Source organism: Rhodobacter capsulatus (assembly GCF_003254295.1).
GTDB lineage: Bacteria > Pseudomonadota > Alphaproteobacteria > Rhodobacterales > Rhodobacteraceae > Rhodobacter > Rhodobacter capsulatus.
The window spans coordinates 277,696-303,314 of sequence record NZ_QKZO01000003.1; the positions used below are offsets into that span (position 1 = coordinate 277,696).

The window sequence follows — 25,619 nt, forward strand, 5'->3', positions numbered from 1 at the left end:
CGCCTCAACCCGCCGTTCTGCAACAATGCCGTCCCGATCCATCCGCCGTTCTGCCAAAGGGAATCCTCCCTATACGCGTGCGGGATTTCTCGTGTGACGCCCGCGCGATAGTCCTCAAGGCAGGTCGCCCGCCCCGCTCCGCCTCTCCCGCGCTCAGGCGCCGCGCAGCAGTCTGGCGTAAAGCCCGCCTTGCGCGATCAGGGCCTCGTGCGGGCCCTGTTCGACCACCTGCCCCGCCTGCATCACCACGATCCGGTCGGCATGCCGCACCGTCGAGAGCCGATGCGCGATGGTGATCGTCGTGCGCCCCCGCGCCAGCCCTTCGAGCGCCTCCGACATCGCCCGTTCGGTGCGGGTATCGAGCGCGCTTGTCGCCTCGTCCAGAAGCAGGATCGGCGGATCGCGCAGGATCGTGCGCGCCAGCGCCAGCCGCTGCTTTTCCCCGCCCGAGAAGCGGAAACCGCCCTCGCCCACCCGGGTCTCGTAGCCCTCGGGCAGCGCCGCGATCACCTCGTGGATCTGCGCCACTTGCGCCGCGGCGATCAGCTCGGCCTCGCTCGCCTCGGGGCGGGCAAAGCGCAGGTTCTCCGCCACCGAGGCATGCAGCAGATAGGGCTCCTGCGACACCACGCCGAGCATCTGCGACAGCGTCTCGAAGCTCAGATCGCGCAGATCGACGCCGTCGAAGCGGATCGCGCCGCGGTCGACATCGTAAAGCCGCGCCAGAAGATAGCCGAGCGTCGTCTTGCCCGAGCCGGTCGGCCCGACGATGGCGACATGGCTGCCCGCCGGGATGTTCAGGGTCAGGTCGTCCACCGCCGGGCGGGTGGTGCCGGCATAGGAAAAGCCGACGTGATCCAGCTCGATCGCACCGCGCATCCGGGCGCGCTCCAGCGTCACCGGCGCCGGGCGTTCCGTGATTTCGACCGGCGTGTCGAGATATTCGAAGACGCGGGCGAAAAGCGCGCGCGTCTTGCGCATGTCGCGGCCGATTTCCAGAAGCTGTTCAAAGGGCCACAAAAGCTGTTCCTGCAGCGCGATCATCGCGACCAGCGTGCCGATGCTGGCCGGATCGTCGCTGCGCATCAACAGCCCGCCCGCCAGCAGCGTCAGCGCGGGCAGAACGGCGAGCGCGAAGCCGATCAGCATCCATTGCCCCTCGCCCGCCGTCTGCGCCCGCGCATCGAGCCGCGCCAGATCGTCCGAGAGCCGGGCAAAGCGCCGCGTCAGATGCGGGCCGCGCCCCATCGTGCGGGCCAGAATGATCCCCGGCGCCGAGAGCGTCTCCTGCACCGCGGCGGAAAGATCCGCGGCCCGGGCCTGGCGCTGCCACATCAGCGCCTCGCGCAGCTTGGCGACGCGATGGCTGATCAGCACCGTGCCCGGCACGATGAACAGAACGAAGAGTGCCAGCCGCCAATCCAGGATCAGGATGGCGATGGCGGTCATCACCACCGCGGAAAGCGCCCGGCCCAGCTCCGAGGCGGTCTCGGTCATCATCGCCTGCAGGCCCGAAATGTCGCCCGCGATGCGCGATTGCACCTCGCCCGTCCGGGTGCCGGTGAAGAAGCGCAGCGACAGGCTTTGCAGATGCGCGTAAAGCCGGACCCGCAGATCATGCAAGATCGCCTGACCGATGCGCGCGGTCAGCACCACCTGCCAGGCCCCCACCGCCGCGGCGGCCAGCGCCACCGTCACCATGCCGCCGACCAGAAGCAAGAGCAGCCCCAGATCCTGCCGCGGCAACGCCACGTCGATGACGGCGCGCAACAGGAACGGCCCGGCCAGACCGATCGCGGCGGCGAGCAGCATCAGCGCGACCACCCCGGCGATCCGGCGCCGATAGGGGGCGAAAAGCGCCAGCACCCGGGCCAGCGAGACATGCCGCGCGGCGAGATCGTCGTAGGTCTCGGCGGTGTCGGGATCATCGGTCATGAAAGGTCTTGCTCCGAAAGGGAAAGTCCGCGGCAGGGCAGACGGATTTCGACCGCCAGCCCGGGGCTGTCGGGGACAAGGATCAGCGCCTCGCCGCCATGGGCGCGGGCGATGGCGCGCACGATCGGCAGGCCCAGCCCCGAGCCGCCAAGGCTGCGCCCGCGCGAGTCTTCCGCGCGCCAGAACCGCTCGAAGGCGCGGGCGCGGCCCTCGGGCGACAGGCCCGGGCCGCTGTCGGTGCAGCGGAAGAAGACCACATCCCCGGCCGTGCCGGTTTCGACCCGCAGCCGGGCCTGCGGCGCGTAGCGGCAGGCGTTTTCCAGCACCGCGACAAAGGCCTGGCGCAGCCGCGCCCGGTCAGCCCGGGTCACCGCGGGGGCAAGGCTGCAGGTCACGACCAGCCCCGCACCGGCCAGTTGCGCGTCGAGCGCGTCCAGCGCCGCCTCGGCCTCCGCGGCCAGATCGACCGGGGCGCAGATCAGATCCAGCTGCCCGGCCGTGCCAAGGGCCAGCGTGCGCAATTCCTCGACAATGGCGGACAGGTCATCGACATGCACGATCAGCCGGGCATAAAGCTGCGGGCCGGGCTCGAAAACCCCGTCAAGCAGCCCCTGCAAGCGCCCGCGCAGGATCGTCAGCGGGGTGCGCAACTCATGCGCGATGGCGGAATTCGAATAGGCCAGTTCCGCCTCGGCCTGTTGCAGCCGCTCGGCCATGCGGTTGAAATCGGCCACCAGATCGCCCGCCTCGCCGAAGCTGCCGCGGGGCAGACCGGCACGGGCGGAAAAATCGCCGCTGGCGATCTGGCGGGCGGCGACGGCCACGGTTTCCAGCGGCGCGAGGATCCGCCGCCCCAGCCGCCAGCCGATCAGCGCGGCGCTGAGAAGACCAAAGCCCAGCACCAGCCCGACCATCACCGTATCGCCGAGCCGCCAGCTTTCATCCGCCGTGGCATCGGGGTAAAGCCATTCGTAGATCACGAAGAAATAGGCCATCATGCCGAAATAGACGACCGCAAAGGCCGTCAGCGTCAGCCCGATCATCGCGCGGGTGATCTGCGAGCGGAGATTGGCGCCCTTAGCGGCCATGCGGCGCCTCCAGCCGGTAGCCGATGCCGCGCACGCCGGTCAAAAGCCCCTCGGCCCCGGCGGCGGAAAGCTTGCGGCGCAGGTTGCTGACATGGCTGTCGACGGTGCGGTCCAGCGCCTCGCCCTCGGGCAGGCAGGCATCGACCAGATCGGCGCGGGCAAAGGCGCGTCCGGGCGCGGCGGCCATATGCGCAAGGATGCGAAATTCGGTCGGTGTCAGATCGAGCGGCACAGGCCCCGCGGCGGTCTCGACCACGGCGCGGATCGCCTGCGGATCGACGCTCAGCGGGCCAAGGCGCAGCACGGCCTCGGGCGCGCGGCCCAAAGTTCGGCGCAGCACGGCGCGGGCACGGGCCACGACCTCGAGCGGGTTGAAGGGCTTCACGACATAATCATCCGCGCCGATGCGCAAAGCCTGCAGCTTGTCCAGATCCTCGGCCAGCGCGGTGACCATGATCACCGGCGTCTCGCCCCGGCGCCGCAGCGCGGCCAGCACCTCGTAGCCGTCCAGCCCCGGCAGCTTGATGTCGAGCACCACAAGATCGGGGCGCAGCCGCTGGTGATGCGCAAGGCCCAAAGGCCCGTCACCCGCGCAGATCACCCGGAAGCCTTCGCGGGCGAAATAGCTTTCAAGGATCTCGGCAATCTCGGGTTCGTCTTCGATGATCAGGATCAGAGCGTTCATCATGGCTTGGTCCGTCGGAAACCGTCAGCGCGCAGGCTGACAAGGATATAGAGCACGGGAATGAAGAAAACCGCCAGCACCGTGGCCGAAATCATGCCGCCGAAAACCCCGGTGCCGATGGCGTTCTGGATCTCGGAGCCCGCGCCATGGGCCAGCATCAAGGGCACGACGCCAAGGATGAAGGCGAGCGAGGTCATCAGGATCGGCCGCAGCCGCAGCCGCGCGGCTTGCAAGATGGCGCGGTAGGGGCCGAAACCCTGCTCGCGCAGATGGCGGGCGAATTCGATCATCAGGATCGCGTTCTTCGCCGAAAGCCCGATGATCGTGATCAGCCCGACCTTGAAGAAGACGTCATTCTCGCCGCCGCGGATCAGCACTGCCGTGACCGCGCCCAGCACGCCCAGGGGCACCACCAGCAGCACAGCGACCGGGATCGACCAGCTTTCGTAAAGCGCGACCAGCACCAGAAACACCACCAGCATCGAAGCGGCGAGCAGCAAGGGCGCCTGCCCCGCGGCCTGCTTTTCCTGCGCCGATTGCCCGACCCAGTCGATCGCGAAGCCCTTCGGCAAGGCCTGCGCCAGCCGCTCCATCTCGGCCATGGCGGCGCCGCTGGACACCCCCGACGCGGCGGCGCCCGAGATCCCGGTGGCGGGATAGCCGTTGAAGCGGCTCAAGGCCATCGGCGCGAAGGTCCAGACCGGCCGCACCACTTCCGAAAGCGGCACCATGCCACCCTCGGCATTGCGGGTCTCAAGGCGCAGCACGTCTTCGACATGCATCCGCGCCGGGGCATCGGCCTGCACGATCACCTGCTGCATCCGGCCCTGGTTCGGGAAATCGCTGACATGACCCGAGCCGATCGCGGTCGAGATCGTGTCGTTGATCGCGGCAAAGGACAGGCCCAGCGCCTGCGCCTTGGGCCGGTCGATCTGCAGGGAAATGCTCGGGCCGTCGGGCAGCCCCTCGGACATCACGTCGCTCAAAAGCGGGCTTTCGGCGGCCAGCGCAACCAGCTGATCCACGGCTTCCTTCAGCGCGACAGGCCCCGCATTGGCCCGGTCTTCGAGCCGCAGCGAAAAGCCCGAGGTGGCGCCGAGCGATTCAATCGCGGGCGGTTTCATCACGCTCACCGTGCCTTCGGGAACCTCGGCCATCGCCGCATCGGCCGCGGCGATTTCGTCGTCAACGCTCACGTCGCGGTCGGACCAATCCTTCAGGCTGGCAAAGGCCTGCGCCGCGTTGGGGCCCGATCCGGTGAAGCCGAAGCCCAGGATCACCGTCGTCTCGTCGATGGCGGGGCGGGTCGCCGCATGGGCCTCGAAGGCGGCGACGACGGCGCGGGTGCGTTCGGCCGTGGCCCCGGCGGGCAGCTCGACCGAGGTGATGAAATTGCCCTGATCCTCCTCGGGGACGAAGGCGGTGGGCAGGTGCGTGTAGCCGATGGCCAGCACGGCAAGCAGGACGAGATAAAGCACCGCCATCCGCCCGCCGCGCCGCAGCACAAGGCCGACCCAGCCGGTATAGCGCGCGGAAAGCGCCGCAAAGCCGCGGTTAAAGGCGCCGAAAAATCCGGTGCGGGCATGGGCCTTTGCGGGTTTGAGCAGTGTCGCGCAAAGCGCAGGCGTCAGCGTCAGCGCGAGGAAGGCCGAGAACAGGATCGAGACCGCCATCGACAGGGTGAATTGCCGATAGATCGCCCCCACCGATCCGCCCGCCAGCCCCATCGGAATGAAGACCGCGGCCAGAACGAGCGTGATGCCGACGATGGCGCCGGAAATCTCGCCCATCGCCTGCCGCGTCGCTTCCTTGGGCGACAGCCCCTGCCGGGTCATGATCCGCTCGACATTCTCGACCACGACGATGGCGTCATCGACGATGATGCCGATCGCCAGCACCATGCCGAACATGCTCAGCACGTTGATCGAATAGCCCGCCACGGCCATCACCGCGAAAGTGCCCAGAAGCGCGATCGGCGCCACGATGGTGGGGATCAGCGTCGCACGCAGGTTTTGCAAGAAGAGCAGCACGACAAGGAACACCAGCCCCATCGCCTCGAAAAGCGTGCTGATCACCTTGGCGATCGAGACTTTCACGAAAGGCGCGGTGTTGTAGGAGATCGTCACCTCCATGTCGCCGGGCAGGCCCGGTCGCAGCTCGTCCAGCCGCGCCTCGATCGCGGCGGCGGTGCGCAGGGCATTGGCGCCCGGCGCCATCTGCACGGCGGCGGCGGCGGCGGGCTTGCCATTCGCGCTGACGCTGAAGGACAGCGTCTGCGCGCCGATTTCGACCCGCGCCACATCGCCCAGCACCAGCCGCGATCCGTCCGCGTTCGCGCGCAGCGGAATGGCGGCGAAGGCCTCGGGCGTGGTCAGCTGGCCCTGCAGGATCAAGGGCGTCGAAACCCGGGTTCCGGGCACCGTCGGCGCATCGCCCACCCGGCCCGGCGTCGCGCGGATGTTTTCACGCGCGATCGCCTCGGTCACGTCGGACAGGCCCAGCCCGTAAGCCGCCAGTTTCGCCGGATCGACCCAGATCCGCAGCGCCCGTTCCGAGCCGAAGGGCTGCACCCGCCCGACCCCGGGAAGGCGTTTCAACTCCTCCGACAGGGTGCGGCTGAGATAATCGCCAAGGCTCAGCTCGTCCATGGCGCCGCTGCGGGATTTCAGCGTCAGCACCATCAGAAACCCTGCCTCGGCGGCCTCGACGCCGATCCCGGCACGGCGCACCTCTTCGGGCAGAAGCGCCTCGGCGTTCTTCAGCCGGTTCTGCACATCGACCTGCGCCAGTTCCGGGTCGGTGCCCGGCTTGAGGGTCACGGAAAGCATCGCGCCGCCGGTCGCATCGACGCTGGCATCGACCGAAAGCACGTTCTTGACGCTGGCCAGTTCCCGCTCGATCGGTCGCACGACACTGTCATTCACCGTCTGCGCATCCGCCCCGGCATAAGTGGCAAAGATGCTGATCGCGGGCGGGGCGATGTCGGGAAAGCGCGCGACGGGCAGCTGCGGGATCGCCACAAGCCCCGCCAGCGCAATGAAAATCGCGATGACGGTGGCGAAGATCGGATGATCGATGAAGAAACGCGACATCGGCTCGGCTCACTGGGCTTCGGCGGAGGTGGTCGTGACGGCGACGGCGGGGCCCTCGGCCACGCGGTCCTGTCCCAGAACGGCGACGGTCTCGCCCGGGCGCAGCCCCGCGGTGACGATCACCCGCCCGCCGATGCGCTCGCCCAGCGTCACCGCGCGCCGCTCGGCCAGGGTGCCGCCCGAGACGACGACGATCTGCGCGGCCCCCGCGCTGTCGCGCAAGATCGCCTCCTCGGGCACCAAGAGCGCCGCGGGCACTTGGCCGCGCGGCAGCCGCGCCCGGACATATTGGCCCGGCAAGAGCACAAGGCCGGGGTTTGCGACCGTGACGCGCAGCGTGACGGTGCCGGTGCCCGGATCGATGACGGTATCGGCAAAGTCGAGCCGCCCCCGCGCCGGATGGGGCTGCTCGCCGTCGCCGAGGATCTCGACATCGCCCGGCCCCGCCGAAGCCGCGGCCCGGATCGCTGCAAGCCGCGCCGCAGGCAGCCGCAGATCGATGCGAACCCGGTCCAGATCCTGGATCACCGCCAAAGCCCGCTCGGCCCCCGGCACCGCCAGTGCGCCGATCTCGGCCGCCCCCGCCGCGACGTAGCCCGCGATGGGCGCCCGCAGCGTCGCCTGTTGCAGATCAAGCCTGCGACGCGCGACGCTGGCCTGCGCCTCGGCAAGGCTGGCCTCGGCCAAGGCCAGATCATTGCGCGCCGCCTCGGTCTTTTCGGCGCTGGCGACCTTGCGCGCCAGCAGGGTTTCGGAACGACCCAGCGTGCGGCGGGCCTGATCCTTTGCCGCAAGGGCGCGGGCCAGCCCGGCCTCGGCACTGGCCAGATCGGCCCGGAGCGGCGCGGGATCGAGGCGGAACAGCACCTCTCCGGCATCGACGCGCCCCCCCTCGGGCGCGGGCCGGTCCAGGATGAGGCCGCCGACCTGCGGCCGGATCTCGACCCGCCGCGACGCCGCCACCCGGCCGGGGACGATGTCGGACAGCACGACAGGTTCGGGCATCACGGTGGCGACGCCAAGGCGCAGCGGCGGCGGGCTTTCGTCCTCGGGCACAGCGGCCGTCAGGCCGAAAACCGGCGTTGCGATCAGGGCGCAGACAAGCAAAAGCGTCAAGGCAGGCGGGCAGGTCATGGCAATCGGTCCCCGAGCGGTTCGGCCCGAGCCCATGACAGCGCCGCGTCGATGATTTGCGCAGGGTTCGTGGAGATTTGATGGAGATCCGGCCCGCCGCTTGCGCTCAGCCCTGCCCGGCCGCCCTCGGCGGCGCGTCCACGACCAGCGCCGCGACCTGATCGAACATCCGGCCGATCCGGTCGCAGGCCGCGTGCAGCGCCCGCTCGCGCCGGGCGATGAAGGCAGGATCCTGCTGCAAGTCCAGACATCTCTCGACGTCGACGCGCTGCGCGGCGGGCGGTTTCAGGTGCCAGTCCGCGCCCAGCAGACATTCCGCGCCCAGCTCGAAATCGTCCAGCAGACCCTCGATCTTGGCGGTATTCGACCCGATGGCGCAAACCGGCCGCCCGGCGCAAAGCGCGCCGATCATGCCGTGAAACCGCCCCGTGACCCAGCCCTGCGCCGCCATCAAATCGGTGATCTGCAGCAGGCGCGGCCAGACCGGCCCGGCTCTGCCGGAAACGCCCTGCCGCAACTGGCCCAGCGCGGCCCCGGGCATGGCGAAGAACGGCAGGGCACCGGCTTCGGCGAAGCGCAGCAGCGCCTGTGCGGCGTGCGGCACGACATTGTCCATGACCGCGACCGGATGCACGGCGGCCGGAAAGCCCGCCGAGCGCGTGACCTCCCGGAAGACCGGGATCGAGGCATCCGGCGTCACCCGGGCCGGAAACCCGGGCGGCAGGGCGGCAAGCGACCGGGTGTCGCGGACATGGACGGCATCGGCCGCCTGCAGGCAGGCGAGCATCTCGTCGTCATTGGCCTCCCAGACCGTGTTGAGGACCGCCACTTTCATGCCGAGGCTCTTGCCGATCCGGCAGGCCTCCAGCAGCGCGCGGGCGCGCGGCGCGCCATGATGCAGCGTTCCCTCCCCGTTGAGGACCAGAAGCTGCGGCGGCGTCGGACAGCGCTCAAGATGCGCGCGGAAGCCCGCAAGATCATTGGCCCAGAAGGCCTCCTGCAGGCCGCGCGCGGCAAGATGGCTGCGGATCGCATGACAGGCGTAAAGCGTGCCCAGATGGAAACCGCCGCCCAGCCGCGCGGTGTCATTGAGCAAAACATATTGCGGCCGTTTGACCGGCGTCTGCTTGCGCGCCGCTTTCGGCCCGACCGCTCCGGGCCGGATCGGCGGCATCGGCAGACAGGGGGACCAGCTGTTGCGGGACTGGCGCTGGCCGAACCGCCAAAACACCGTGTCGGAAGCCAGCGCGCGGCTGATCAGCTGGCGGGCGATCCGGTCGACAAGCGCATCGGGTCGAAGCGACCGGTCAAGCCTGTGCAGCAGATTGGCGACCATGTCGCCGCCGCCCACCATGAAGCCGGTCAGCCCGTCATGCAACGGGGTGCGCTGGTCCAAAGGCGCGGCCTGCGGGCGTGGCGCCCCGTCCATCATACGTTCCGTCTCGTAAAGCTTCACGGTATTGACGAAAAGGGCAAGCAAAGTGGCGGTCCGGGCCTCGTCCGGGTCCGCGCTCAGGTCGCTGAGCGTGTCGCAGGCCGAGACAAGCCAGCGGCTGTCGAGGATCTCGAGCAGGATGTCCGCATGCTCCGACCAGAGCGCGCGATAGTGCCGGTAGACCGTTTCGGGGGCAATCTTGCGCCGCAGCAGGACGGTCATGGCGGCATGGGCGAACTTGAGTTCCGGCTGGCCGACACATTCGCGGCGCAGCATCGCCAGATGCTCGTCAAGATCGCTGCGGCACCCGAAAGACGGCTGATAGGGCGTCCCGGTGATCACGCCATGGCGCATGGCCTCGAAATCTGGCGGCTCGGGGGCGGTGAAGTCTTCAACGCTGGGATGCATGGGGCAGACCTGACTTGCAAAACGCCGGCGTTTCGACCGGCAGATTATCGGGCAGACTCACTGCGTGCCTTGTACCGCGGTTCGGGGCATCGCGGCTGGAAAGGTTCAAAACGTGATTGTGCGAAGCTGCGCTTGCGACGGCACGGGATGGCGCGACGGGCCCGGTTCGCAAGGACGGTTCGCAAGCCCGGCGGCAGGGCCGCCGCGGGACTGCGACGGGGGGCCGAGGCCCCCCGCCACCCCCCGGTTGTCCGGGGCGGAGATCCGATCAGACCTTCAGCGCCGGGATGATCTGCTTTTTCCGGCTCATGATGCCCGGCAGAACCACGGTGTCGCCGGTCACGGTGCAGGGGAAGCTGGCCTCGGCGATGCGCTTGACGAAATCATTCGGCACCAGCAGCGTCGCTTCTTCCTTCAGGATGTCGACGACGAACAGCAGCACCTGATCGGCGCCGTCTTCCTTGGCCACATCGACCATCGCGGCCATCAGGCTGTCTTTCCGGTCCAGGATCAGCTTCGGCGCGGTGGTTTCCAGCACCGAAACGCGCAGTTCCTTGCCGTCGACGGTGTATTCTTTCGAATCCATGCGCAGCAGCGCGGCATCCGAGAACTCCGACACGTCGGATTTCGCCTCGAACATCGCGGTGGCGAGTTCGCCGATGTTCACGCCCAGATCGGCGGCCAGTTTCTCGCACACGGCCTTGTCATGCGCGGTGGTGGTGGGGCTGCGGAACTCGAGCGTGTCCGACAGGATGCACGAGAGCATCGCGCCCTTGATGCCGCGCGGCGCCGTTGCCACGGCTTCGCCCATCAGGTCGAACATGATCGTGGCGGTGCAGGCCAGCGGACGGATGGTGATGTCGATCGGGCCCTTGGTTTCCAGACCGCCGACCAGCTTGTGGTGGTCGATGATCGCGGTGATGTCGGCCTTGTTGATGCCCTCGGGCAGTTCGGCCGGGTTGTTCGTGTCGACGATGACGACCTTTTCACCGGCTTCGACGCCCGCGATGATCTCGGGTTTCGGCAGATCCCAGTGTTTCAGCACGAAAGCCGCTTCGGTGTTGGGCTCGCCCAAAAGCACCGGTTTCGCGGGCTGGCCCAGCACCTCGGTCATGTACCAGGCCCAGATGATGGGCGAGCCGGTCGAGTCGGTGTCGGGGGATTTGTGGCCGAAAACCTTGGTGGTCATGCGTTCCTCGGGGGTTTGGATGGGGATTTTGGCGCCTTATAGGGCTTTGGCCCCCGCTTGTCACGTCTTGCACGCGCCATTTCGCAGCTGCAGCATCGCGGCGCGGGATCGCGGGGTCGCAAAAATTTCACGGCTCGGGTGTTGACAGGCCGGGGGGGCGATGACTAACTCCCGGGTCGTTAGCACTCGCTACCTGTGAGTGCTGAAAGCATGAACCTGGAACCTTAGGGAGTGACCCAGATGGCATTCAAACCGCTGCATGACCGCGTGCTGGTCAAACGCGTTCAAAGCGAAGAAAAAACCAAGGGCGGCCTGATCATCCCCGATACGGCGAAGGAAAAACCGGCCGAGGGCGAAGTCGTCGCCGTGGGCGCGGGCGCGCGCAAGGACAGCGGCGAGCTGATCGCCCCCTCGGTCGCCGTGGGCGACCGCATCCTGTTCGGCAAATGGTCGGGCACCGAAGTCACGCTGGATGGCGTCGAGATGCTGATCATGAAAGAGTCGGACATCATGGGGATCATCTCGTAATCGACGAGAAGACCCTGATCCCCCACGATATTTGAAGGAGCCGAAAGAATGGCAGCCAAAGAAGTCAAATTCTCCACCGACGCCCGCGACCGGATGCTGCGCGGCGTCAACATCCTGGCCGATGCGGTCAAGGTGACGCTCGGCCCGAAAGGCCGCAACGTGGTGATCGAAAAATCCTTCGGCGCCCCGCGCATCACCAAGGACGGTGTCTCGGTCGCCAAGGAAATCGAACTTTCCGACAAGTTCGAGAACATGGGCGCGCAGATGGTGAAGGAAGTCGCTTCCCGCACCAACGACGAAGCCGGTGACGGCACCACCACCGCGACCGTTCTGGCGCAGGCCATTGTCCGCGAAGGCATGAAAGCCGTCGCCGCGGGCATGAACCCGATGGATCTGAAGCGCGGCATCGACCTGGCCACCACCACGGTCGTCGAAGCGATCAAAACCGCCGCCCGCCCGGTGAAGGACAGCGACGAAGTCGCGCAAGTCGGCACCATTTCGGCGAACGGCGAAGCCCAGATCGGCCGCTTCATCGCCGACGCGATGCAGAAAGTCGGCAACGAGGGTGTGATCACCGTCGAAGAAAACAAGGGCATGGACACCGAAGTCGAAGTCGTCGAAGGGATGCAATTCGACCGCGGCTACCTGAGCCCCTATTTCGTGACCAACCCCGACAAGATGATCGCGGATCTGGAAGACGCCTACATCCTGCTGCACGAGAAAAAACTCAGCTCGCTGCAGCCGATGGTGCCGCTGCTCGAGGCCGTGATCCAGTCGACCCGTCCGCTGATCATCGTCGCGGAAGACGTTGAAGGCGAAGCGCTGGCGACCCTCGTGGTCAACAAGCTGCGTGGCGGGCTTAAGATCGCTGCCGTCAAGGCGCCGGGCTTCGGTGATCGTCGCAAGGCGATGCTGCAGGACATCGCGATCCTGACCGGCGGTCAGGTGATCTCGGACGACCTCGGCATGAAGCTGGAAAACGTCACGCTCGACATGCTGGGCCGTGCGAAGAAAGTGACGATCTCGAAAGAGAACACCACGATCGTCGACGGTCATGGCGACAAGGCGGAAATCGCCGCCCGCGTCAGCCAGATCCGCACCCAGATCGAGGAAACCACCTCGGACTACGACCGTGAGAAGCTGCAAGAGCGCGTGGCCAAACTGGCCGGTGGCGTTGCGGTGATCCGCGTCGGCGGCATGACCGAAGTCGAAGTGAAAGAGCGCAAGGACCGTGTCGATGACGCGCTGAACGCCACCCGCGCGGCCGTGCAGGAAGGCATCATCGTCGGCGGCGGCGTGGCTCTGGTTCAGGCCGCGAAGAAGCTGAACGACCTGACCGGCGCGAATTCGGATCAGGATGCGGGCATCTCGATCGTGCGTCGCGCGCTGGAAGCGCCGCTGCGTCAGATCGCCGAAAACGCGGGCGTCGACGGCGCCGTCGTGGCGGGCAAGGTGCGTGAATCCTCCGACCCGGCCTTCGGCTTCAACGCCCAGACCGAGGAATATGGCGACATGTTCGGCTTCGGCGTCATCGACCCGGCCAAGGTCACCCGCACCGCGCTGGAAGATGCGGCCTCGATCGCCGGTCTGCTGATCACCACCGAATGCATGATCGCCGAGAAGCCCGAGCCGAAAGCGGCCCCGGCCGGCGGCATGGGCGGCATGGGCGGCATGGACATGATGTAATCTTCCCCAATCGGGAAGATCGAAGGGCGCCCGCAAGGGCGCCCTTTTTCGTTGCGGATCAGGCGGTTATTTCTGCATGCCCTTGATGTATTCCATCAGCCGCACCAGCCGCGCCGGGGTCGGCGTCGCGATGCCGTCGCCCGTGTCGTAAAGCACCACCGGCCCGTCCAGCATCGGCTCGAAGGACGGCATCTCGCCCGCCTGCGCCCCGATCATCTCGCCATGTTCGCGGTGGCCGACGATCTTCGACATCACCCGCGCTTCGGGGAAATTGCCGTCGTTCATCATCGTCAGATCGGACAGCGAGACCGGGTGCAGCTCCAGCTCCTGCGCGATCGGGCCGGGATCGCCGCCGCTGCCATGGCAGCCCGCGCAGTAATCGGCATAGTCCCTTGCAGGCGAGGGCGCCGTCAGATCGACCGCCCCCATGCAGGCCGCCAGCCCCATCGCCCCGCCGAAGCACATCAGAATCGCACGCATCGCACACCTCCATTTGCGGCCAGCAAAGCACGCGGCCGGGCCGCCCGCCCTGATGCAGCGCAAATGGCCGGCCTCAATGCGCCTCGGCCCAGCTGGCCCCCTGCCCCGCATCGACGACCAGCGGCACCGAAAGCCGCACCGCCGGATCGGCCGCGCCTTCCATGGTCGCCCGCGCCGCGGCGATCAGCGGCTCGACCGCGCTCTCTTCGACCTCGAAGATCAATTCGTCATGCACCTGCAGCAGCATCCTTGCGGGCAGATCGGCGATGGCGGCGGGCATGCGGATCATCGCGCGGCGGATGATGTCGGCCGCCGCGCCCTGGATCGGCGCGTTGATCGCGGCGCGTTTGGCAAAGCCTGCGCCGGGCCCCTTGGCGTTGATCTCGGGCGTGTGGATCTTGCGGCCGAAAAGCGTCTGCACGAAGCCCTGCGCCTTGGCGAAGGCCACCGTCTCGTCCATATAGGCGCGGATGCCCGGGAAACGCTCGAAATAGCGGTCGATGAAGCCCTGCGCCTCGCTCCGCGGGATGCGCAGGTTGCGCGCCAGACCGAAGCCGGAAATCCCGTAGATCACGCCGAAGTTGATCGCCTTGGCGCGGCGGCGCACCATCGGGTCCATCCCCTCGACCGGAACGCCGAACATTTCAGACGCCGTCATCGCGTGAATGTCGATGCCACGGGCGAAAGCCGCCTTCATCTCGGGCAGGTTCGCGACATGGGCGAGGATGCGCAACTCGATCTGCGAGTAGTCGAGAGAGACGATGCGATGCCCTGGCGTGGCCACGAAAGCCTCGCGGATGCGGCGGCCCTCATCCGAGCGCACGGGGATGTTTTGCAGGTTCGGATCGGTCGAGGCAAGCCGCCCGGTGTTCGCCCCCGCGATGGAGTAAGAGGTGTGCACCCGGCCGGTCTCCGGGTTCACATGCGTCTGCAGCGCGTCGGTGTAGGTCGATTTCAGCTTGGCGATCTGGCGCCAGTCCAGCACCTTGGCCGCCAGCTCCGCCGCCTGCTTGTGCTCCGCCATCGTGGTGATGTCTTCGAGCACATCGGCCCCGGTCGCCCAAGCCCCGGTCTTGCCCTTTTCGCCGCCCGGCACGCCCAGCTTGTCAAACAGGATCTCGCCCAGCTGCTTGGGGCTGCCCACATTGAAGGGCTGCCCGGCAAGGGCTTGAATTTCCTCCTCAAGCCCCGCCATGCGCTGCGCGAAGACATTCGACATCCGCGCCAGAACCGCGGGATCGACCTTGACCCCCGCCATTTCCATTTCCGCCAGAACCGGGACCAGCGGGCGTTCCAGCGTCTCGTAAACCGTGGTCACCCTGGCCCGGTGCAGCTGCGGCTTGAAGGCGGCCCAAAGCCGGAAGGTGATCTCGGCATCCTCGGCCGCGTAAGCCGTGGCCTTGTCCACGGGCACCTTGTCAAAGGTGATCTGCGCCTTGCCGGTGCCGATCAGCTCCTTGATCGGGATCGGCCGGTGCTGCAGATATTCCTCGGACAGCGCGTCCATGCCATGCCCGTGCAGGCCGGAAAACATCGCGTAAGACATCAGCATCGTGTCGTCGAAGGGTGCGATGCGGATGCCGCGCCGGGCGAAGATCTTCCAGTCGTATTTCATGTTCTGGCCGATCTTCAGGATGCTTTCATCCTCCAGCACCGGCTTCAGGATCGCCAGCGCTTCGTCCATCGGCATCTGCCCCGCCGCAAGCGCCGTGGTGCCGAACAGATCGTCGCCGCCGGTGGTGTGGCCCAGCGGAATGTAGCAGGCCCGCCCCGGCCCGGTGCAAAGCGAGACACCGACCAGATCGGCCTGCATCTCATCAAGCGAGGTGGTCTCGGTATCGACCGCCAGCACGCCGGTTGCCTGGGCCTCGGCCAGAAATTCCCTCAGCGCGGCGGGATCGGTGAGGCAGAGATAGCGGGCGGGGTCGATCGGCGCGACATCCTCGGCCTGCGGTTGGATCCGGGCCTGCGGCGCCGCCCCCTCGGCCCAGCGCGCGGCGGCATCGGATTTGGGCGCAGGCGCCCCCACCGGCACCTCGCGGCCGAATTTCTCGGCCACGCGCTTGGTCAGGTTGCGGAATTCCATCGCCTCCAGGAAAGCGATAAGCGCCTCGGGCTCGGGCTCCTTCACCTCGAGACTGTCAAGCCCGAAGTCGAGCGGCACATGATCCTCGAGCGTCACAAGCCGCTTCGAGACCCGGATCTGCTCGGCGAAATTGAGCAGCGTTTCGCGCCGCTTGGGCTGCTTGATCTCGCCCGCCCGCGCCAGCAGCGTTTCCAGATCGCCATAATCCGCAATCAGCTGCGCCGCGGTCTTGATGCCGATGCCCGGAGCGCCGGGCACGTTGTCGACGGAATCGCCCGCCAACGCCTGCACATCGATCACCCGGTTCGGGCGGACACCGAATTTCGCCTCGACCTCGTCGGGGCCGATGACGATGTTCTTCATCGCATCGAGCATCACGACGCCATCGCCCACCAACTGCATCAGATCCTTGTCCGAAGAAATGATGGTCACGCGCCCGCCCGCCTCGCGCGCCTGACGGGCAAGGGTGGCGATGATGTCATCGGCCTCATAGCCCTCGATCTCCAGACAGGCGAGGTTGAAGGCACGGGTGGCGTCGCGGGTGAGCGGAAACTGCGGCCGCAGATCCTCGGGCGCGGGGGGGCGGTTTTCCTTGTAGGCGGGATAGATCTCGTTGCGGAAGGTCTTGGAACTGTAGTCGAAAATCACCGCCGCATGGGTGGGCGCATCGGCGCCCCGCGCGTCTTCGATATAGCGGAAGATCATGTTGGTGAAGCCCGCGACGGCGCCGACGGGCAGGCCGTCGGATTTGCGCGTCAAGGGCGGCAGCGCGTGATAGGCGCGGAAGATGAAGGCCGAGCCGTCGATCAGATGCAGATGGCAGCCCTTGGTGAAACTCATGTGCGCCTCCCCTTTTCCTTGTTGTGCCACAGCCCCCCGGAAACGAAAAGGCGGCCGGAGCGCGGCCGCCTCCAGCGCGCGCGGAGGCGCGGGCTCAGTGGTCTTCGACGGCGTTGGCGCGGTCGATGATGAATTTCTTGCCGCAATAGGGGCAGCAGATCTCGCCGCTCTCGCGCGGGATCGTCAGCCAGACCTTGGGATGGCCCAAAGCGCCTTCGCCGCCGTCGCAGGCGCCTTTCCAATGGGTGACGACCTTGATTTCGGGGGCGTTCGACATGGCTGGCTCCTGAGCGCGGCAAATGGGTCGGGCGGAGTTATGCGAAATAACGCCGCAGCGCGCAAGCGTTCCGAGACGGCGCAGTGCCCAGCACGAAGTGTGGAAAGCCGGGGGCTTTGCCCCCGGACCCCCAGCGTATTTGCACCAAGAAAAAACACAGCTGGCTTTTTCTTGGCCCAAATACGCCCTTTCTCGGATGCGACTGGGAGAAAGGTCAGTCGGTGACGACCATCGGGCCGATACAGCGCCCGGCCAGGATGTGCAGGTGGAAATGCGGCACTTCCTGCACGCCGTTTTCGCCCGCATTGGTGATGGCGCGGAAGCCCTTGGCCCCGGAATGCGCCTCGGCGCCGATCAGCTTCACCACCGCGGCCACGGCGCGGGTGAAATCGACGATCTCCGTCTCCGACGCCTCGGCGCAGAAATGATCGTAGGTGACATAGGGGCCCTTGGGGATCACCAGCACATGATCGGGGGCCTTCGGCGCGATGTCGCGGAAGGCCAGCGCGTGTTCGGTCTCCAGAACCGTGCGGTTGGGGATCTCGCCGCGCAGGATGCGGGCGAAGATGTTCGTGGTGTCATAGACATAGGCCAAGGGCGTTCTCCTCAATCGACGAACAGATAATCGGTCGCCGCGATGCGATGTGCAAGATCGGGCGCAATGCCCAGAAACGCCGCCAGCGGGGCGGCGTTCACCTCCGGGCTGTCGCATTGGCGCATCCGCAGGAAGACCGGGAAACCGGCGTCGCGCATCTGGTCGCTTTCGTGGCGCAGATCGTTGCGGATCGTCGGCAAGAGCCGGTCGAGCACCTCGGGCGGGGTCGTCTCCCCCGCCAGCCCGACGCGGCGGGCATGGCCGATCAGATAGGCGTCGGTAAAGTCGCATGCGATCTCAAGCACCCGCAGCGTGCATTTGTCGGTGGCGAAATCCCGCATCAGATCGATCGCCGCCGGATCGAGGCAGAGCACCAGCCGGTCGGTGCCGTGATACTCGAAGAGCATCCGCAACAGCGCGCGGCGATGCCGGTTGCGCTTCTCCACCGAGCGTTCGATGCCGCCCAGATCGGGCAGGCCGCCGTCTTCGTTGAAGATGTACTCGACCGCCGCCAGCCCCGCCTGCTGGCGGACCTGTTCGACCAGACGTTTCGCCACATGCCATTTCTTGCACGCGACCAGAAGCAGGGTGCGGTCGCGGCCCAGACTTGCCTCGCGCTCCCAGAACCGCGGCGCGAAGCGGCGCCCCTCGCGGCCGCGCCCGGTCAGGAAGTTGAACAGCGCCCGCCCCTCGTTCGAGACGGTGAAGCTGACGCCGCGCTGCTCCCACAGGACGCCCAGCCGGTCCTTCAGCGCCAGCGCATCGGGGCTGATCTTGCGCGCGAACAGGTAATCTTGCGACACCAGCAGGTCGTAATGGTCGTTGTAAAAGGTCACCGGCATGCCGTAATCGGTGAACATCAGAAAGGTCAGGGTGCGGCGGCGGATCTCGGTCTCGGGGACCAGATGCGGCACGATGGTCTGAAAGAAGGTCTCGTCCGGGATCCAGGTGGTGCGGAAAAACCGCATCACGTCGCGGCGGCGGGCGACGAAATCGAGCACCGCCTCGATGGTGCTGCGGCGCAGGCACCACCATTGCGAGCCGATCATCATCTGCAGATCCGCGGGCACCCTGCGGGTCAGGCCAAGCCGCCTTTGCCAGTCGACCGAGGTGTAGAACAGCGTCTTTTGCGTGCGTTCGTTGAACCAGTGCCGATAGGCGAGCCGTTCTTCCTTGAAGCCGGTCTTGATCCAGTCCGAGGCGTAGAAATCGAAACATTCGATGTAATCGGCATCCTCGGCGTCCAGAAAGCGATGCGCATATTCCGCCGTCTTGATCTGCATGCAATCGCCCGAGAGCATGTAGACATGTGTCGCCTGCGGAAAGGCGGTCAGCGCCGCCCGGACCGCCTCGAGCGTCGCGGCGACGAGGCTCCATTCGCCCCAGCCGCATTTGTGCCGCTTGCGCGCGAAGGTGACGGCGGGATTGGTCTGCAGCGCCGCGCGGAGGCGCGCGTAATCGGCCTGGCTGGCGCGGGCATCGAAATGGATCGCGACGAAATCCCCCGTCGAGGTCAGCCGTTCGGCCTGCGCGATGATCCCCTCGGGGTCCTTGTGGGTCAGCAGGATGAAGGCGATTTTTGCCATATTGGAAACAAGCCGTGCCAGTTATGCCCTATTCGCCTAGATACCGTCAAAGGACATTGAAAAAACAGAGGTTCTTTGCTTCAAGGGTAGGAATTCTTGAAGAGTGGTGTGACAGGCTTGGCGCACTGCGACTGGAGGTTCACATCATGGGGTTTCCCGGCACCTGGATGACCGAGAGCGAGAGCGTCGTCTATCGGGTCGTTCCGAAATGCGCCTGCTCCTCGATCGGGCAGATCATGTTCTATTCCGATCACGGGCGGTTTTTCGACGGCGACATCCATGACAGCGCGGCGGGGCTGCACAAATGGAGCCAGGAGCAAAGCCAGAAGCCGATCGAGGCGAATGTGAGGGCGCACAAATCCTATGCCTTCACCTGCGTGCGCAATCCCTATGCGCGGATCCTGTCGTCGTTTTTCGACAAGATCGCGGGGATTCAGAGGAACGGCAAGCGCTACCGCGGCGCGCTGGTGCCGCAGCTCATTCAGAAATACGGCATCGATGTCGGCAGCCCGGACAACGGCTTCGAGTTCGATCAGGTGGCCTCGTTCCGCCGGTTTCTGCTGTTCGCGCGCGACACCATCCGCTGGCGCCGCCCGATGGAGCCCGACATTCACTGGTCGGCGATGTCGGGGCATATCGCGACCTTCATCGTCAACGGCGGGCGCTATGACCACATCTTCTTCACCGAGAAATTCGACGCCGGGATGCAGGTGGTGCTGGACAACATCCGGACGCGCCATCCGGTCGATCTGAAGGCGGTGCCGAAGTTCAACGAAAGCGAGGGCCACGGGCCGAAGCGGGCGCATCCGGTCTCGGCCTATTTCGACGATCTGTCGCGGCATCTGGTGTGGGAGATCTACCGCAAGGATTTCCAGCTGTTCAAATATGATTTCGACAATCCCGACAACAAGATGCCGATCGGCGAGGTCGATCTGGACGAGGTGCATGTGAAGCTGGGCGATTGAGACGGGGTTTCGGGCGGATCAGCACCGCCTGCCCTGACCGAGGCCATCGGCCCCGGCCCCGCGCACCATCAGCCCCGCGACCGCCGGGGGCCCAAAGGCCCTCGGCCAGCGCCCGCCCCGCCCCTGGCGGGCGCTTCTCGCCCGCCGGGACGGGCGCCGGCCTCTGTTGCGCTTGGGGAAACGGTCCCGGCAAACCCGTTGTCCTGCGGGCGGGGAAAGGCGATGCCTTTCCTTCTCCGCCCGAAACCGGGGCTCAGCCCCCCGCCCGCCGCGCCTCGAACAGCACCTGACCGCGCGGCAGCATCCGGTCGTGTTTCGTCAGATCCCAGCCCGCGGCGGCGGCCAGAACATCGCGCTCCAGCACATGCCGGGGCGGCCGGTCCGGATGGGTCACCACCCCGTCAGGCTGACGGAAGGGCGCCCCCGCCTGCGCCTCGGGCGCCAGAAACACCGTGAACAGAAAAACTTCCAGCCGCGGAAACCGGGCGAGGTTCGCCAGCGCCAGCCCCAGACAGTCATGCGGCAGATGCGGAAAGACGGCAAAGGCGATGGTATGGGTGATCACCTCGGGCACGCCCGGAAAGGCGAAGGCGTCATCCGCGATCAGCTGCGCCGGGTCGAGCCGCGCCGGGTCCGCCAGTTCCGCCGCATGGCCCGCCAGCATCAGTTCGCGCGAGGCATCGGTGCCCCAGTAATGCCCCGGCTGCAGATACGTGACGGCCTTGCAGCCCAGCCGCAGCGCCCCCGCCCCGATGTCGAGCAGATGATGGTGGGGCGCCAGCCGCCCCACCTCGATCAGCGCCGCCATCTGCGCCCGCCCGGTCTCGTCCCAGCGCCCGCCGACGATGGCGCGGTGCCGCCCCTCGGCCAGCGCCTTGCCGTAGAAATCCGGCGCCAGATAGGGCGAGCGGCCCATGGATCAGAGCAGCCCGGCCTGTTTGAACTGCGCCAGAATGTCGGTCTCGGGGCGCGCGCCGTAATGGCTGATCACCTCGGCCGCGGCGATGCAGCCCATCTTGCCCGCGATCTCAAGGCTTTTCCCGGTGGCGACGCCATAAAGGAACCCGGCCGCGAATTGATCGCCCGCCCCGGTCGCATCGACCGGCACGACGCGATGCACCGGCACTTCCACCCGTTCTTCGCCGCGGATCACCACCACCTCGGCGCCCGAGCGGGTGCAGACGACAAGCCCGCATTCCGAGGCCGCCTGTTGCAGCGCGCTTTCCAGATCGGTCTGGTAAAGCGAGGCCCATTCGTGTTCATTGCCCAGCGCGAAATCCATCTCGTCCTTGACCAGACGGCGGAAGCTGTCGCGGTGGCGATCGACGCAGAACGGGTCCGAAAGCGAGATCCCCGCCCGCCCGCCGCCGCGGTGGCAGCCCTGCGCCGCTTTCAGGAACCCGGCCTTGCCGTGATCCTTGTCGAAAAGATAGCCTTCAAGGAACAGGATTTCGGTGTTTTCAACGACCTCCAGCGGCACATCCTCGGTCGAAAGCTCGGCCGAAATCCCCAGATAGGTGTTCATCGAGCGCTCGCCATCGGGCGTGACGAAGATCATCGAGCGCGACGAGGGCAGATCGGCCGCCTTCACCGGCGGGTTCGGGAAATCCGTGCCCTCGGCATTCAGCGCGGCCTTGTAGAAATGGCCAAGCGTGTCATCGGCGACGCGGCCGATGAAGGCCGCCGTCAGGCCAAGGTTGCCCAGCCCCGCGATGGTGTTGCCGACCGAGCCGCCGGGGGCCTCGGTGCGCTCGGCCATCGCGGCATAAAGCTTTTCGGCGCGCTCGCGCTCGATCAGCTGCATGATGCCCTTTTCGATGCCCATCGCGGCCAGGAATTCATCGTCGCATTGCGCGATCACGTCGACGATGGCGTTGCCGATGCCGACAACCTGATACTTCTTCATGCGGTCTTCTCCTCGTAACGGCACAGATCCCGGATCAGGCAATCGGCGCAGCGGGGTTTGCGGGCAGTGCAGATATAGCGCCCGTGCAGGATCAGCCAGTGATGCGCATGGCGCTGAAATTCCACCGGCACATTGTCTTCGATGGCGCGCTCGACCGCATCGACATCCTTGCCCGGACAGATGCCGCTGCGGTTGCCGACGCGGAAGATATGGGTGTCGACCGCCTGCGCCGGATGGCCCCAGCCCATGTTCAGAACGACATTCGCCGTCTTGCGCCCGACACCGGGCAGGCTGATCAGCGCCGCGCGCGAGGACGGCACCTGACCGCCAAAGCGCTCGACCAGCAGGCGCGAGAGCGCGATCACATTCTTCGCCTTGGTGCGGTAAAGCCCGATCGACCGGATATGTTCGGTCAGCCCCTCCTCGCCCAGCGCCAGCATCTTTTGCGGCGTGTCGGCGACGGGCCACAGGCCGCGCGTGGCCTTGTTCACCCCCACATCGGTCGCCTGCGCCGACAGCGCGACCGCGACCAGCAGGGTGAAGGCGTTCACATGCTCAAGCTCGCCCTCGGGATGCGGATTGGCCGCCGCAAACCGGCGGAAGACCTCTTTCATCGTCGGATAGTCAAGCTGTGCACCCATGCCCCCTTCTGCCCGCCGTTCCCGCACGGGGCAAGAGGGCGCGCGCAGGATTAACCGAATTCGGCAATTTGCGGACAATTCGCCGCCGCCGTTAACGATTCGTTTGCCGTGATGCGGAAAGATGGAGGCGTATCTGCAGGTGCAGGAGGTCACATGGATTACGGTTATCCGGTTTCGGTGCTGGGCTTCGACGCCGAGCGGGGGCTTTGGTCGCTCGACCATGATTTCGACACCGCCACGATGCTGTGGCAGCTTGTCCATGGCGCCGCCGGGTCCGAGTTGCGCTCCGAAGTGCGCGATGCGATGGGCCATGTCATCGCCGCGGGGCAGATGACCGCCGATGTGCCCTTGCTGCTGCAAAAGCCCGATGGCGGCACGATCCGGCTCGACCGGATCGAGATTGCCGGGGTGCTGTGCCTTTTCATGGCCTCGGAACCGCTGACCCCCGGCATCGATTATGCCGAGGCCGAGCCTTTCGCCCTGCCCGCCCGCGCCGCCAGCCCCGAGGAAATCGCCGCCCTGCCCTGCCTTGGCAGCGGCACGATGATCGCCACCGCCGAGGGCCCGGCGCCGATCGACTGGCTGCGCCCGGGCGACCGGGTGCTGACGCGCGACAACGGTTATCAGCCGCTTCTCTGGGTCTGCCAGCACACGATGCCGCGCCGCGCGCCGGCCGAGACCCGGCCGCTGCTGCTCTCCGCCGCCTGTTTCGGCGCGGCGTTGCCGGAACGCGACGTGCTGCTCTCGCCCGGGACCGGGGTGCTGCTGGCCGGGCATGAACTGGAACTCTGGTTCGGCGAATCCGAGATGTTCGCCAAGGCCCGCCATGCGCTGCCCAAGGCCGAGGCAGGGGCGGGGTCGCAAAAGCTTTACTCGATGCTGCTCGCCAGCCCCGAAATCGTGCTGGCCGAGGGGATGTGGGTCAGCTCGGTCCATGCCGATGCCGCCTATCTGTCGCTGCTGCCCGACCGCATCCGCGGCGCAATCGCCCCGCGCGTCACCGCGGGCCATGCCGATCCGGCCCGCGCCTGGCTTGAAGATTGGGAAGTGGCGATGTTCCGCCGCGAACGCCTGGCCCGCGCCCGCCGCCTCGCCGCCTGACCCGGCCCCCCTGACCCGGACCCGGCGTGGCCCGCCCGCTTGCGACCCGGCTTTCACCTTGGTGCAAATATCCCGGGGGGGGTCCGCTTGCGGACGGGGGGCAGCGCCCCCTCCCCCGTCGAAACCGCAGCTTTCGGGTCGCCCGAGCCGCGCAACCCGGGTTAGGATGGCACAACGAAAGGCGTGCCCATGTCCGACCCGATCCCGCTCGAAGACCGCTATCACTACCGCCTGATCGCCCGGGCGATCGCGGAAATCGACGCCGCCCAGGCCGAGGCGCGGGCGGCGGGCCGCCCGGTGCAGATCCCGCTCGAAGACCTCGCGGCGCGGCTTGGGCTGTCGGCGCCGCATTTCCAGCGCGTCTTTTCTGCCTGGGCCGGGGTCTCGCCGAAACGCTACACGCAATATCTCTCGCTTGGCCTTGCGCGCGAATTGCTGGCGCAGAAGCTGCCGCTCGATCAGGTCGCCGAGACGGCGGGGCTCTCTGCCCCCTCGCGGCTGCATGATCTGATCCTGCGCTGGGAGGCGATGACCCCGGGCGAGCTGGCCGCGGGCGGCGCCGGGCTGGTGATCCGCTGGGGGCGCTTCGACAGCCCTTTCGGCCCGGTGCTGGGATTCGGCACCGACCGCGGCCTGTGCGGCCTTGCCTTCACCGAGGAGATCGGCCCTGACGCGGCCTTTGCCGACATGGTCGCGCGCTGGCCCGGCGCGCGGCTGCGCGAAGACCCGGCACCGCTGACGGGTTGGGTCGCGGCGGCCTTCGGCTCTGGCGGCGAGGCGCGGCTTTGCGTCCTTGGCGCGCCGTTTCAGATCAAGGTCTGGGAGGCGCTGCTGGCCATCCCCTCGGGCGAGGTCCGCAGCTATGCGCAGATCGCCGCCCGCATCGGCAGCCCGCGCGCGGTGCGGGCGGTGGGCACGGCGGTCGGGCGCAACCCGGTCGCGGTGCTGATCCCCTGCCACCGGGTGCTGCGCGCCTCGGGGGGGCTTGGCGGCTATCACTGGGGGCTGGGGCTGAAACGGGCGCTGCTGGCACGCGAGGCGGCCAGACACGAGGCCGGGCACGAGGCCGGGCTTTGACGCTCTCGCCTGAAATTGATGCGCAAAAATCCGCCAAGCTTGCACAGGGCATGGAACGGCGTCGAAAATCTGTCGTAGTATGGGACAACGGCCAAGATGGCCGCAAGCACAAGGGCAGATCCATGACCAAGACCTCCACCCTCCTTCTCGCCTGCACCGGACTTTTCGCGCTTTCCGCCTGCACCGAGCCCTACAGTCAGGGCTACAGCGGATCGTCGAGCGCCGATCCCAATGCCAACACCCGCGGCGGCGCGATCACCGGGGCGCTGATCGGCGGCGTTCTGGGCGCCACCAGCAACGGCGACGAACGGCTGGAAAAGGCCGCCGCCGGGGCGATCGTCGGCGGGCTGATCGGCGGCGCCATCGGCAACCAGCTGGACAAGCAGGCGCAAGAGCTGCGCCGCGATCTGGACACCAACGGCGTGTCCGTCGTGCGTCAGGGCGACCGCCTGATCGTGACGATGCCGCAAGACGTGCTCTTTGCCGTCGACAGCGCCGCCGTGCGCCCCGATCTGCAACGCGATCTTTACACGCTGGCGGGCAGCCTGAACCGCTATCCCGACACCACCGTCGATGTCGTCGGCCACACCGATTCGGACGGCGACGCCGCCTATAACCAGCGCCTGTCGCAAGACCGCGCCAATTCGGTCTCGCGCCTGCTGATCGGCGCCGGGGTGCCGTCCTATCGCGTCGTCGCCTATGGCCGCGGCGAGGAACAGCCGGTGGCCTCGAACCTCAGCGCCGCGGGCAAGGCGCAAAACCGCCGCGTCGAATTCATCATCCGCCCGAACCGCTGAGATCGGGCCACACCGCCAAAAAGGCCGGGCCCCGCGCCCGGCCTTTGCTTTTGACCCCGGCCTTTGCTTTTGACATTGCCGGGCTTTC

General features: G+C 67.0%; 21 protein-coding genes. 6 read left to right on the forward strand and 15 right to left on the reverse strand.

Going from position 1 to position 25,619, the window contains the following annotated elements:
- Nucleotides 1-153: 153 nt before the first annotated feature.
- From LY44_RS05955 to LY44_RS05985, 7 genes are all read right to left on the reverse strand, one after another.
- The gene (locus LY44_RS05955; protein WP_055212672.1) at nt 154-1,935 is read right to left on the reverse strand and encodes an ABC transporter ATP-binding protein; all 1,782 of its coding nucleotides are present in this window, start codon (nt 1,933-1,935) and stop codon (nt 154-156) included.
- On the reverse strand, nt 1,932-3,023 hold the full coding sequence (locus tag LY44_RS05960) for an ATP-binding protein (RefSeq protein WP_055212671.1): 1,092 nt from the start codon (nt 3,021-3,023) through the stop codon (nt 1,932-1,934). The genes LY44_RS05955 and LY44_RS05960 overlap by 4 nt, the downstream gene beginning before the upstream one ends.
- On the reverse strand, nt 3,013-3,711 hold the full coding sequence (locus LY44_RS05965; protein WP_055212670.1) for a response regulator: 699 nt from the start codon (nt 3,709-3,711) through the stop codon (nt 3,013-3,015). The genes LY44_RS05960 and LY44_RS05965 overlap by 11 nt, the downstream gene beginning before the upstream one ends.
- On the reverse strand, nt 3,708-6,800 hold the full coding sequence (locus LY44_RS05970) for a multidrug efflux RND transporter permease subunit (protein ID WP_055212669.1): 3,093 nt from the start codon (nt 6,798-6,800) through the stop codon (nt 3,708-3,710). The genes LY44_RS05965 and LY44_RS05970 overlap by 4 nt, the downstream gene beginning before the upstream one ends.
- A gap of 9 nt (nt 6,801-6,809) precedes the next feature.
- A complete protein-coding gene (locus LY44_RS05975) occupies nt 6,810-7,934 on the reverse strand; it encodes an efflux RND transporter periplasmic adaptor subunit (RefSeq protein WP_055212668.1) in 1,125 nt (374 codons plus the stop codon).
- Between the two features lie 106 nt (nt 7,935-8,040).
- Nucleotides 8,041-9,777, reverse strand: coding sequence for a hypothetical protein (locus tag LY44_RS05980; RefSeq protein WP_055212667.1), 1,737 nt, complete (start codon nt 9,775-9,777; stop codon nt 8,041-8,043).
- Between the two features lie 268 nt (nt 9,778-10,045).
- The gene (locus tag LY44_RS05985) at nt 10,046-10,966 is read right to left on the reverse strand and encodes a manganese-dependent inorganic pyrophosphatase (RefSeq protein WP_055212666.1); all 921 of its coding nucleotides are present in this window, start codon (nt 10,964-10,966) and stop codon (nt 10,046-10,048) included.
- A 240-nt stretch (nt 10,967-11,206) separates the two neighbouring features.
- Between LY44_RS05985 and LY44_RS05990 the strand changes: the two genes are divergently transcribed.
- Together LY44_RS05990 and groL are read left to right on the forward strand one after the other, a co-directional pair.
- Nucleotides 11,207-11,494, forward strand: a complete 288-nt coding sequence (locus tag LY44_RS05990; protein WP_055212665.1) for a co-chaperone GroES — start codon at nt 11,207-11,209, stop codon at nt 11,492-11,494.
- A gap of 48 nt (nt 11,495-11,542) precedes the next feature.
- On the forward strand, nt 11,543-13,180 hold the full coding sequence (gene groL, locus LY44_RS05995; RefSeq protein WP_055212664.1) for a chaperonin GroEL: 1,638 nt from the start codon (nt 11,543-11,545) through the stop codon (nt 13,178-13,180).
- Nucleotides 13,181-13,246: 66 nt separating this feature from the next.
- Here groL and LY44_RS06000 read toward each other — a convergent pair whose 3' ends face one another.
- From LY44_RS06000 to LY44_RS06020, 5 genes are all read right to left on the reverse strand, one after another.
- Nucleotides 13,247-13,660, reverse strand: coding sequence for a cytochrome c family protein (locus LY44_RS06000; RefSeq protein ID WP_055212663.1), 414 nt, complete (start codon nt 13,658-13,660; stop codon nt 13,247-13,249).
- Nucleotides 13,661-13,733: 73 nt separating this feature from the next.
- Nucleotides 13,734-16,586, reverse strand: coding sequence for a DNA polymerase I (gene polA, locus LY44_RS06005; RefSeq protein ID WP_055212662.1), 2,853 nt, complete (start codon nt 16,584-16,586; stop codon nt 13,734-13,736).
- A 94-nt stretch (nt 16,587-16,680) separates the two neighbouring features.
- Nucleotides 16,681-16,863, reverse strand: coding sequence for a zinc-finger domain-containing protein (locus LY44_RS06010; RefSeq protein WP_055212661.1), 183 nt, complete (start codon nt 16,861-16,863; stop codon nt 16,681-16,683).
- A gap of 214 nt (nt 16,864-17,077) precedes the next feature.
- A complete protein-coding gene (locus LY44_RS06015; protein WP_055212660.1) occupies nt 17,078-17,458 on the reverse strand; it encodes an HIT domain-containing protein in 381 nt (126 codons plus the stop codon).
- Nucleotides 17,459-17,469: 11 nt separating this feature from the next.
- A complete protein-coding gene (locus LY44_RS06020; RefSeq protein WP_055212659.1) occupies nt 17,470-19,044 on the reverse strand; it encodes a DUF5928 domain-containing protein in 1,575 nt (524 codons plus the stop codon).
- Nucleotides 19,045-19,190: 146 nt separating this feature from the next.
- Here LY44_RS06020 and LY44_RS06025 point away from each other — a divergent pair, with 146 nt between their 5' ends.
- On the forward strand, nt 19,191-20,009 hold the full coding sequence (locus LY44_RS06025) for a sulfotransferase family protein (protein ID WP_055212658.1): 819 nt from the start codon (nt 19,191-19,193) through the stop codon (nt 20,007-20,009).
- Nucleotides 20,010-20,262: 253 nt separating this feature from the next.
- Here LY44_RS06025 and LY44_RS06030 read toward each other — a convergent pair whose 3' ends face one another.
- The 3 genes from LY44_RS06030 to nth are packed head-to-tail and all read right to left on the reverse strand — an operon-like array spanning nt 20,263 to nt 22,556.
- Complete coding sequence (locus tag LY44_RS06030; protein ID WP_055212657.1) at nt 20,263-20,925, reverse strand: class I SAM-dependent methyltransferase; 663 nt, start codon at nt 20,923-20,925, stop codon at nt 20,263-20,265.
- Between the two features lie 3 nt (nt 20,926-20,928).
- Complete coding sequence (locus tag LY44_RS06035; RefSeq protein WP_055212656.1) at nt 20,929-21,915, reverse strand: adenosine kinase; 987 nt, start codon at nt 21,913-21,915, stop codon at nt 20,929-20,931.
- The gene (nth, locus tag LY44_RS06040) at nt 21,912-22,556 is read right to left on the reverse strand and encodes an endonuclease III (RefSeq protein WP_055212655.1); all 645 of its coding nucleotides are present in this window, start codon (nt 22,554-22,556) and stop codon (nt 21,912-21,914) included. The genes LY44_RS06035 and nth overlap by 4 nt, the downstream gene beginning before the upstream one ends.
- Before the next feature lie 153 nt (nt 22,557-22,709).
- On the opposite strand from nth, the gene LY44_RS06045 reads away from it, so the two are divergent.
- The 3 genes from LY44_RS06045 to LY44_RS06055 all read left to right on the forward strand — a co-directional run bounded on the left by LY44_RS06045 (nt 22,710) and on the right by LY44_RS06055 (nt 25,531).
- Nucleotides 22,710-23,657 (forward strand): Hint domain-containing protein, encoded by a 948-nt coding sequence (locus LY44_RS06045; protein WP_055212654.1) that lies wholly within the window; start codon nt 22,710-22,712, stop codon nt 23,655-23,657.
- A gap of 189 nt (nt 23,658-23,846) precedes the next feature.
- Entirely contained in the window at nt 23,847-24,734 is an 888-nt protein-coding gene (locus tag LY44_RS06050) for a methylated-DNA--[protein]-cysteine S-methyltransferase (protein WP_055212653.1), read from the forward strand.
- Nucleotides 24,735-24,856: 122 nt separating this feature from the next.
- Nucleotides 24,857-25,531 carry an OmpA family protein gene (locus tag LY44_RS06055; RefSeq protein ID WP_055212652.1) on the forward strand — a complete coding sequence of 225 codons (675 nt, stop codon included), beginning with the start codon at nt 24,857-24,859 and terminating at the stop codon, nt 25,529-25,531.
- Nucleotides 25,532-25,619: the final 88 nt, after the last annotated feature.

Coding starts and splice junctions, on each gene's coding strand:
- LY44_RS05990 (WP_055212665.1), top strand. CDS start 11,207: ATGGCATTCAAACCGCTGCATGACCGCGTGCTGGTCAAACGCGTTCAA.
- LY44_RS05955 (WP_055212672.1), bottom strand. CDS start 1,935: ATGACCGATGATCCCGACACCGCCGAGACCTACGACGATCTCGCCGCG.
- LY44_RS06050 (WP_055212653.1), top strand. CDS start 23,847: ATGTCCGACCCGATCCCGCTCGAAGACCGCTATCACTACCGCCTGATC.
- LY44_RS05965 (WP_055212670.1), bottom strand. CDS start 3,711: ATGATGAACGCTCTGATCCTGATCATCGAAGACGAACCCGAGATTGCC.
- nth (WP_055212655.1), bottom strand. CDS start 22,556: ATGGGTGCACAGCTTGACTATCCGACGATGAAAGAGGTCTTCCGCCGG.
- LY44_RS05980 (WP_055212667.1), bottom strand. CDS start 9,777: ATGCATCCCAGCGTTGAAGACTTCACCGCCCCCGAGCCGCCAGATTTC.
- LY44_RS05970 (WP_055212669.1), bottom strand. CDS start 6,800: ATGTCGCGTTTCTTCATCGATCATCCGATCTTCGCCACCGTCATCGCG.
- LY44_RS05960 (WP_055212671.1), bottom strand. CDS start 3,023: ATGGCCGCTAAGGGCGCCAATCTCCGCTCGCAGATCACCCGCGCGATG.
- LY44_RS06055 (WP_055212652.1), top strand. CDS start 24,857: ATGACCAAGACCTCCACCCTCCTTCTCGCCTGCACCGGACTTTTCGCG.
- LY44_RS06010 (WP_055212661.1), bottom strand. CDS start 16,863: ATGTCGAACGCCCCCGAAATCAAGGTCGTCACCCATTGGAAAGGCGCC.
- LY44_RS06000 (WP_055212663.1), bottom strand. CDS start 13,660: ATGCGTGCGATTCTGATGTGCTTCGGCGGGGCGATGGGGCTGGCGGCC.
- groL (WP_055212664.1), top strand. CDS start 11,543: ATGGCAGCCAAAGAAGTCAAATTCTCCACCGACGCCCGCGACCGGATG.
- LY44_RS05985 (WP_055212666.1), bottom strand. CDS start 10,966: ATGACCACCAAGGTTTTCGGCCACAAATCCCCCGACACCGACTCGACC.
- LY44_RS06020 (WP_055212659.1), bottom strand. CDS start 19,044: ATGGCAAAAATCGCCTTCATCCTGCTGACCCACAAGGACCCCGAGGGG.
- polA (WP_055212662.1), bottom strand. CDS start 16,586: ATGAGTTTCACCAAGGGCTGCCATCTGCATCTGATCGACGGCTCGGCC.
- LY44_RS06025 (WP_055212658.1), top strand. CDS start 19,191: ATGGGGTTTCCCGGCACCTGGATGACCGAGAGCGAGAGCGTCGTCTAT.
- LY44_RS06030 (WP_055212657.1), bottom strand. CDS start 20,925: ATGGGCCGCTCGCCCTATCTGGCGCCGGATTTCTACGGCAAGGCGCTG.
- LY44_RS06045 (WP_055212654.1), top strand. CDS start 22,710: ATGGATTACGGTTATCCGGTTTCGGTGCTGGGCTTCGACGCCGAGCGG.
- LY44_RS06035 (WP_055212656.1), bottom strand. CDS start 21,915: ATGAAGAAGTATCAGGTTGTCGGCATCGGCAACGCCATCGTCGACGTG.
- LY44_RS05975 (WP_055212668.1), bottom strand. CDS start 7,934: ATGACCTGCCCGCCTGCCTTGACGCTTTTGCTTGTCTGCGCCCTGATC.